We start from the raw sequence: 8,073 nt of genomic DNA on the forward strand, positions 1-8,073 counted from the left end.
ATTTAGAGCGGATGTGGGGCAGGTCTCATCTTTGGCGGAAAATTTGGGCTGGCCTGAAGATGGGTGGTGTGAGGGATGGTGCCATCGCAAGCAAGCTCGGCGCCTACAGGAGTGGATCACGAAATGTGTGATCGACTCAAAATCGTAGGAGCAAGCTTGCTCGCGATAGCGATTTCCTGCCTTAAACGGAGGCCTGACGAACCTGCTTCTCCAGCTCGGCCTTCAACCCTGGCTCGAGCTTCAACTGGCGCGCCAGCTCATCCAGATAGGACTTTTCCATGAAGTTCTCTTCGTCCACCAGCATCACGCTGGCGATGTACATTTCGGCAGCCATTTCCGGGGTGCTGGCGGCGCGCGCGACATCGGCAGGGTCGAGCGGCTTGTTGAGTTCAGCGTGCAGCCATTGCTTCAATTCCTGATCGTTGTCGAGTTTGGTGAACTCGCCTTCGATCAATTCGCGCTCGCGCTCATCGACGTGGCCATCAGCCTTGGCCGCTGCGACCAGCGCCTTGAGAATCGCCTGACTGTGCTCTTCAACCTGGGCCGGTGGCAGACGGTCGACAGTTTGAGGTTCGATGTTCGAGACGTTGCCTTGCTGAGCCTGCCAGTTGCCGTACGCCTTGTAGGCAATCACGCCCAGCGCCGCGAGGCCGCCGTAGATGGCGACCTTGCCGCCCATCTTGCGCGCCTTTTTGTTGCCCAGTAGCAGACCGATAGCACCGGCCGACAGCGCACCCCCACCCGCGCCGGAAAGCAGTCCGCCCAAGCCACCGGATTTGCCGACGCCGCCGAGCAACCCGCCGAGGCCGCTGCTGGAGGATTTGTTCTGTGAGCCGCCGGCCTTGTTCTGCAACAGGTCCTGGCCGGATTTAAGCAGTTGATCAAGCAAGCCACGCGTATTCATTTTGCTGTCTCCACGAAAGGTAACTGGATCATCAGGCCATCAGCCTAGTGCGAAGTGCCCTGACGCTGCCGTCGAGTGTGCTTCCAGATGTTGCTCGTTCCTTGATAGCTAATAAAGGTGGGGCCAGTCGTTCGAATAAAAAGATATACACTTGAGCGAATCTATCGTCGGAACAAACCCCGCTGACCGCCCTGCGTCTTTGGTTTCTACAACGCCGGGCAGGATTGCACCGCCGCGTGCCGCATTTACGCGCAGGCTGGCATCTATGAAAAATTCGTCGAGAAACTCGGGGAAGCGGTCAGCAGCATCAAATACGGTTTGCAGGACGACCCGACCACCGAGCTTGGTCCGTTGATCACCGCGCAGCACCGCGACCGTGTGGCCGGGTTTGTCGAACGCGCCGTGGCGCAGTCTCACATCCGTCTGGTAACTGGCGGCAAAGCGGTCGAAGGCAACGGGTTTTTCTTCGAACCAACCGTGCTGGCGGATGCGCAGCAGGACGACGAAATCGTTCGCCGCGAAGTGTTCGGTCCGGTGGTGTCGGTGACCAGGTTCAACGATGAAGCGCAGGTGCTGGGCTGGGCCAACGATTCCGATTACGGCCTGGCGTCGTCGGTGTGGACCGCCGATGTCGGTCGCGCGCATCGCCTGTCGGCGCGGCTGCAGTATGGTTGCACGTGGGTGAATACGCATTTCATGCTGGTCAGCGAAATGCCCCACGGCGGTCAGAAATCTTCCGGGTACGGGAAGGACATGTCGATGTATGGGCTGGAGGATTACACCGTGGTTCGGCATGTGATGTTCAAGCATTGAAGAAAGCTGCAAGCGGCAAGTGTTGAGCTGCAAGAAAGCAACAGCATCGTCGGAACGCCGCCCGGAGCAAGCTCAGCTCCCACAGCAAGCTCGCTCCCACAGGGTTGGTGTCGTTCAGATGATTGCTATTCGACTCCGCACCTGTAGGAGCCGGCTTGCCGGCGATGGCGTCCCTCCGGCACCAAAGCGACCCAAGACACCCACAAGGATTGAACATGGATATCACCCGCCGCGACTTCCTCAACGGCGTTGCAGTCACCATCGCTGCGGGCATGACCCCGCTGCAGATTCTTCAGGCCGCGCCCGATGGGCGTTATTACCCACCCGCGCTCACCGGCTTGCGTGGCAGCCACGTCGGCTCGTTCGAAATCTCTCACCAGCTCGGCTGGGAAAAGAAGGTCTTTGATACCGACAAGCTGCCAATCAGCGATGAATATGACCTGGTGGTGGTCGGCGGCGGTCTCAGCGGTTTGTCAGCCGCGTGGTTTTACCGTGAGAAACACCCGAAAGCGCGCATTCTGATTCTGGAAAACCATGACGATTTCGGCGGTCATGCCAAGCGCAACGAATTCTCTGCCGGTGGCCGCACGATCATAGGTTACGGCGGCAGTGAAGCCTTTCAGTCACCGACTCATCTTTTCAGCAAAGAAGTGAACGGCCTGCTGAAAAAACTCGGCGTCAACATCAAACGCTTCGAGACGGCCTTCGACCGCCAGTTCTATCCGGACCTTGGCCTGTCGCGCGCAGTGTTTTTCGACAAGGAAAACTTCGGCGAAGACAAACTGGTCAGCGGCGACCCCACGCTGATGGTGGCTGACGACATCGCACCCGATCAATTACACGCACGCTCCATTGCCGATTTCATCAACGATTTCCCGTTGCCGCCAAGCGATCGCGCGGCCCTGATCGCTCTGCACACGACGCCCAAGGATTACCTCGCCGGCAAAACCATCGAGAAAAAAAACACTCACCTGGAGTCCACCAGTTACCAGGACTTCCTGCTCAAGGACGTAGGACTTTCGGCTCAGGCCGTGAAGTATTTTCAAAGCCGTACCAATGACTTCATGGCGCTGAGCATTGATGCCGTCGCCGCGGCCGACGCTTATTCGTTCGGTTTCCCAGGCTTCAGTGCGATGAATCTGGAGCCGATCAGTGAAGAAGCCCGGGCAGAAATGGAAGAGCCCTACATCTACCACTTCCCCGACGGCAATGCCTCGCTCGCTCGCCTGTTGGTGCGCAGCCTGATCCCGTCGGTGGCACCGGGGCACACGATGGACGATGTCGTGCTCGCTGCATTCGATTACGCCAGGCTGGATCAGCCGAATGCGCCCGTGCGTATCCGCCTTAACAGCACCGCGGTCAGCGTGCGCAACGTCGGCAGCGGCGTAAACGTCGGCTACAGCCGTGGCGGCCAGCTCAGCCAAGTGCGCGGCAAACACTGCATCATGGCTTGCTACAACATGATCATCCCGTACCTGCTGCGCGACCTGTCCGCCGAGCAGTCCCATGCTCTGAGCCAGAACGTGAAATTCCCGCTGGTGTACACCAAAGTGGTGATCCGTAACTGGGAGTCGTTTCAGAAACTGGGCGTTCACGAGATCTACGCGGCGACCCAGCCGTACAGCCGCATCAAGCTCGACTATCCGGTGAGCATGGGCGGTTACGATCACCCGCGTGATCCGAAACAGCCAATCGGCTTGCACATGGTTTACGTGCCGACCAGCCCCAACAGCGGCATGAACGCGCGCGATCAGGCTCGTGCCGGACGTGGCCGCCTGTACGGTCAGTCCTTTGAACAGCTGGAAGCGCAACTGCGCGACCAGTTGCAACGGATGCTCGGCCCTGGCGGCTTCAAACACGAGACCGACATTCTGGCGATCACGGTCAACCGCTGGTCGCACGGCTATGCGTACTTTTCCAACAGCTTGTACGACGATTCTGATGAAAGCGAAAGATTGATGATCCTGGCGCGTAAGCCGGTTGGGCGCGTGAGCATTGCCAACTCGGATGCCGCGTGGAGCGCGTATGCGCATGCAGCAATCGATGAAGCGTATCGCGCGGTCGGAGAGATCGGCTGACGCAGCAAGCGCCATTTCAAGTGTTGGCCGCGACGCTCGTCGCGGCCAGTGCCCTTTACGCCTCAGAAGCGCGAAACACTGCGCATTGCGTCGACCAGATAGCGCATCGCTATCTGGTCGCTCTCCGATAACTCGCGATAGCGCTCAAGCAGCTTCGCTTCCTCTGAATTCAAACGACGCCTTCGCCGAGCGGTCGCCAGGCATGGAAAAAGCCCTAACATCTGGGTGAAGCCTTGTACTTTCGACATGGACGATGTCCTTCTATCCGTTAAAGATGACTTCCAATACCGCATCGCCCTTCCATTTTTCAGCAGCGACCTCGTGCCAACTGAACCCCACCGGCCTGAGGGCAGAAACCGGTCATGCCCATAGAATAGAAACTATCCGGGCGGTGAAAAGGAGTTTTTAGAGTAATTAGTCGAAAAAAGCAGAAATGCCCTTGAAATCAGAAGAGACTGTCAGAAACGTTACCCAGAAATGTCTTGTTTCATTGCTACGCTATCATCCAGCCATCAACCAATTTTTCTCCCCAAGCGAACGGTTTAAGCTATTTGGCATCTGTTTAAAGTCCGTTGCGTTTGGCCGAAGGCATGTCCGAACCTCCATTTCTGATCCAGCACGTGCCAGGAACGGCGCGGGATTGTTCACGACAGGTTGTACTTATGCACCGCAGGAATTTGCTCAAAGCTTCCATGGCCATCGCTGCCTACACCGGTTTGTCGGCCTCCGGCCTGTTAGCTGCTCGCGCCTGGGCCGGTGATAAAACCGCTGATGGCGAGGCGCATTTGTTTGACTTCGAAACGCTTAAGTCCCAGGCCAAAGCACTTGCCGGCAAAGGGTATCTGAACACCAAGCAAGTGTTGCCGCCGACCCTGGCGACCATGACGCCGCAGAATTTCAACGCGATCCGCTATGACGGCAATCACTCCCTGTGGAAGGATTTGAAAGGTCAGCTGGATGTGCAGTTTTTCCACGTCGGCATGGGCTTCAAGCAGCCGGTGCGCATGTACAGCGTCGATCCGAAGACGCGTCAGTCTCGCGAAGTGCACTTTCGCCCTTCCCTGTTCAATTATGAAAAAACCACAGTCGACACCAAACAGCTCAAGGGTGACCTGGGTTTTGCCGGGTTCAAGCTGTTCAAGGCCCCGGAGCTGGACCGGCATGATGTGCTGTCCTTCCTCGGCGCGAGTTATTTCCGGGCAGTCGATGCCACTGGCCAATATGGCCTGTCGGCCCGTGGTCTGGCGATCGACACGTACGCCAAAAAGCGTGAGGAATTCCCCGACTTCACCAAGTTCTGGTTCGAGACCCCGGACAAGGACAGCACCCGTTTTGTCGTATATGCCCTGCTCGATTCACCGAGCGCAACCGGCGCCTACCGTTTCGATATCGATTGCCAGGCCAGCCAGGTGGTCATGGCCATCGACGCCCACATCAATGCGCGTACCGCGATTGATCAATTGGGCATTGCGCCGATGACCAGTATGTTCAGTTGCGGCACGCACGAACGGCGCATGTGCGACACGATTCACCCGCAGATCCACGACTCGGATCGTCTGGCGATGTGGCGCGGCAACGGTGAGTGGATCTGCCGCCCGCTGAACAACCCGGCCACCCTGCAATTCAACGCCTTCGCCGACACCGACCCTAAAGGTTTCGGCCTGGTGCAGACCGATCACGAATTCGCCAGTTATCAGGACACGGTCGACTGGTACAGCAAACGTCCGAGCCTGTGGGTAGAACCTACAACCGCGTGGGGCGAAGGCTCTATCGATTTGCTGGAAATTCCTACAACCGGCGAGACGATGGATAACATCGTCGCGTTCTGGACGCCGAAGAAACCGGTCGCCGCAGGCGATTCCCTGAACTACGGTTACAAGCTTTACTGGAGCGCGTTGCCGCCGGTCAGTACACCGCTGGCCCGAGTCAACGCTACCCGTTCCGGGATGGGCGGCTTTATCGAAGGTTGGGCCCCGGGCGAGCATTATCCGCCGGTCTGGGCGCGCCGCTTTGCCGTCGATTTCAATGGTGGTGGTCTGGACCGCCTGCCCGAGGGTACGGGCATTGAACCGGTGGTGACCTGCTCCCACGGTGAGGTCAAGGATTTCAGCGTGCTGGTGCTCGATGACATCAAGGGCTACCGGATTCTGTTCGACTGGTACCCGACCAGCGACAGCGTCGAGCCGGTGGAAATGCGCCTGTTCATCCGCACCAATGACCGGACGCTGAGCGAAACCTGGTTGTATCAGTATTTTCCGCCGGCGCCGGACAAGCGTAAGTACACCTGATAGAGGTGCGTCGACAGATCTTGCTCCATCGTCGGAACGCCGCCAGAAACACAAAAGCCCCGATCACAACGACCGGGGCTTTTCGCATTTCAACACTTCAATTTAGGAAGCCGAACGCACCGCACCTTGCGCAACATTGGTCGGCTGCAACTTGAACACGTAAAACAACACCGTCAGCAACACCAGGAAACCGGGGCCGACATACAGCGCCACACGGGTGTCCGGGAAGTACGCCATCAGACCGACCACTACCACCAGGAACGCCAGCGCCAGATACGAGCTGACCGGGTAGAGCCACATCTTGTAGGTGAGGCCGGCACGTTCACTGGCGCTAAGGCCTTTGCGGAATTTGAGCTGGGCGAGCAGGATCATCACCCAGGTCCAGATCGCGCCGAAGGTGGCAATTGCAGTGACCCAGACGAAGACTTTTTCCGGGACCAGATAGTTGAGCAACACGCCCAGCAGCAACGCGCCAATCGACAGCAGCAACGCGCGACGTGGCACGCCATTGCTGGAAGTCGTGGCAAAGCCGGCTGGGGCCTGGCCGTTTTGCGCCAGGCTGTAAAGCATGCGCCCGGTGCTGAAAATGCCGCCGTTGCAGGAAGACAGTGCAGCCGTGATCACCACGAAGTTGATGATGCCGGCCGCGGTCTTGATGCCGAGACGTTCAAAGGTCATCACGAACGGACTGCCGGACGTGCCGATCTCGTTCCACGGATAGATCGAAAGAATGACAAACAGTGCGCCGACATAGAACAGCAGAATCCGCCAGAACACCGAGCCGATCGCATTTGGAATGGTTTTCTGCGGGTTCTTCGCTTCGCCGGCAGTCAGGCCGATCATCTCGACGCCGAGGTAGGCGAACATGACCATCTGCAGCGACATCAACACGCCTTGCACGCCATTGGGCATGAAGCCGCCGTGGGCCCAGAGATTGGAAATCCCCAAGGCAACACCGTCGTTGCCGAAGCCGAATGCGATCACGCCGATACCACCGATGACCATCGCAATGATAGTGACGATTTTGATCAGGGCGAACCAGAATTCGAACTCACCGAAGGCCTTTACCGCGATCAGGTTGATCGAGCCCATGCTGATCAAGGCGGCGAGTGCCCAGATCCAGCGCGGCACATCGGGGAACCACACGCCCATGTACACCGCGACGGCCGTGATCTCGGCGACACAGGTCACCAGCCACAGGAACCAGTAATTCCAGCCGGTGAGGAAACCGGCCAAGGGGCCGAGGTAGTCTTGAGCGTAACGGCTGAACGAGCCGGCGACCGGGTTGTGCACGGCCATTTCGCCGAGGGCGCGCATGATCACCAGGATCGCCAGACCGCCAATGATGTAGGACAGCATGATGGCCGGGCCGGCCATTTCGATGGCCTTGGCCGAACCAAGAAACAGACCGACGCCGATACAGGCACCAAGCGCCATCAAGCGTATATGCCGTTCGCCGAGTTCGCGTTTAAGCGGGCCGCCCTGAGCGGTCTCGCCTTGGGGCAGATGATTGCCGACTGGCATAGGGGTACAACCTCGTCTTGTTATTGGATATGACCACCGAGTGTCCAGGTGCAGGCCGGTAAGCCATGTGCCTGTGTGAAACCGGTGCTGCTTCGTGGGCAGCACCGTCTTGTAGGACAAACCTGCAAGATCAGCGGGGCGAGCAGTATAAAAAGCTTCGCACAGGGTTTTTCACTCTATAAACCACAACATTTAGCGAGAACTCTCGGGAAAACAGCGGTTTGCGGAGGGGCATTACCTGTGACGCGTAGGATTTTTCGCAGTTGAAACGGCGCGGATTATTGCACAGCATTGGTGCATCGTCATGTCCGTGAGGGTTCAGGCCCGGCAGATCGGCATGCGTCCTGTGGCGAGGGAGCTTGCTCCCGCTGGGCTGCGCAGCAGCCCCAAAACCCTTCAACTACGACGCCGGACAATTACACACGAAAAAGGGCCGCTTCGCAGCCCTGCGGGAGCAAGCTCCCTC

At 58.2% G+C, this 8,073-nt stretch carries 5 protein-coding genes and 1 pseudogene; 3 read left to right on the forward strand and 3 right to left on the reverse strand.

The window, feature by feature from the left end:
* Nucleotides 1-181: 181 nt before the first annotated feature.
* Nucleotides 182-904: a tellurite resistance TerB family protein gene (locus tag DU29_RS0116165; RefSeq protein WP_028622603.1), complete on the reverse strand. Its 723-nt coding sequence runs from the start codon at nt 902-904 to the stop codon at nt 182-184.
* Nucleotides 905-1,102: 198 nt separating this feature from the next.
* Between DU29_RS0116165 and DU29_RS01000000130020 the strand changes: the two are divergent.
* Together DU29_RS01000000130020 and DU29_RS0116175 are read left to right on the forward strand one after the other, a co-directional pair.
* Nucleotides 1,103-1,717, forward strand: a pseudogene (locus tag DU29_RS01000000130020) (aldehyde dehydrogenase family protein); the annotation flags it as partial.
* A 215-nt stretch (nt 1,718-1,932) separates the two neighbouring features.
* The gene (locus DU29_RS0116175) at nt 1,933-3,795 is read left to right on the forward strand and encodes an NAD(P)/FAD-dependent oxidoreductase (protein ID WP_028622605.1); all 1,863 of its coding nucleotides are present in this window, start codon (nt 1,933-1,935) and stop codon (nt 3,793-3,795) included.
* A gap of 62 nt (nt 3,796-3,857) precedes the next feature.
* Here DU29_RS0116175 and DU29_RS0116180 read toward each other — a convergent pair whose 3' ends face one another.
* Nucleotides 3,858-4,043, reverse strand: coding sequence for a hypothetical protein (locus DU29_RS0116180; protein ID WP_028622606.1), 186 nt, complete (start codon nt 4,041-4,043; stop codon nt 3,858-3,860).
* A 414-nt stretch (nt 4,044-4,457) separates the two neighbouring features.
* Here DU29_RS0116180 and DU29_RS0116185 point away from each other — a divergent pair, with 414 nt between their 5' ends.
* Complete coding sequence (locus DU29_RS0116185; protein WP_028622607.1) at nt 4,458-6,083, forward strand: glucan biosynthesis protein D; 1,626 nt, start codon at nt 4,458-4,460, stop codon at nt 6,081-6,083.
* 102 nt (nt 6,084-6,185) lie between these two features.
* Here the strand turns inward: DU29_RS0116185 and DU29_RS0116190 are convergent, their stop codons facing one another.
* Nucleotides 6,186-7,607 (reverse strand): amino acid permease, encoded by a 1,422-nt coding sequence (locus tag DU29_RS0116190; RefSeq protein ID WP_028622608.1) that lies wholly within the window; start codon nt 7,605-7,607, stop codon nt 6,186-6,188.
* Nucleotides 7,608-8,073: the final 466 nt, after the last annotated feature.

The organism is Pseudomonas sp. Ant30-3, assembly GCF_000690905.1.
In the GTDB taxonomy this organism is placed as follows: domain Bacteria; phylum Pseudomonadota; class Gammaproteobacteria; order Pseudomonadales; family Pseudomonadaceae; genus Aquipseudomonas.

Excerpts from the sequence above, each read along its gene's own strand:
- DU29_RS0116175 (WP_028622605.1), top strand. The coding sequence starts at position 1,933 with ATGGATATCACCCGCCGCGACTTCCTCAACGGCGTTGCAGTCACCATC.
- DU29_RS0116180 (WP_028622606.1), bottom strand. The coding sequence starts at position 4,043 with ATGTCGAAAGTACAAGGCTTCACCCAGATGTTAGGGCTTTTTCCATGC.
- DU29_RS0116185 (WP_028622607.1), top strand. The coding sequence starts at position 4,458 with ATGCACCGCAGGAATTTGCTCAAAGCTTCCATGGCCATCGCTGCCTAC.
- DU29_RS0116190 (WP_028622608.1), bottom strand. The coding sequence starts at position 7,607 with ATGCCAGTCGGCAATCATCTGCCCCAAGGCGAGACCGCTCAGGGCGGC.
- DU29_RS0116165 (WP_028622603.1), bottom strand. The coding sequence starts at position 904 with ATGAATACGCGTGGCTTGCTTGATCAACTGCTTAAATCCGGCCAGGAC.